We start from the raw sequence: 253 nt of genomic DNA, 5'->3' as shown, positions 1-253 counted from the left end.
CCGGCTTGCGCCTGAACGTGCAGCAACTTAGCCAACACCGCAGCCTTGAAGCCACGGTTCAGCTTCAGCTTCTTGACTTCGGCAAACACCGCCTTGTTCGCGTTGTTCCACCACAGTTTCGGGTGCTTTGCGCCATTAAGCACGTCCATACCCATGATGAACTGCGCGATCCACACTAGCTTCTTCACGAATCCGAACTGATCTTGAACATCGAGCAGTGCTGTATAGGCATCCGCGTAATTGCGCGAGTACG

General features: G+C 54.2%; 1 protein-coding gene. It reads right to left on the bottom strand.

Annotated elements, in window-relative coordinates; genetic code table 11:
* The coding region (locus tag AC1RPR_RS08935) for a hypothetical protein (RefSeq protein WP_481763594.1) at positions 1-253 on the bottom strand (253 nt) is incomplete at both ends.

Source organism: Dellaglioa sp. CoH-57-MRSF-22 (assembly GCF_056781895.1).
Note: the sequence above shows the minus strand (reverse complement) of the source record. Positions and strands in the feature narration are given on the sequence as shown.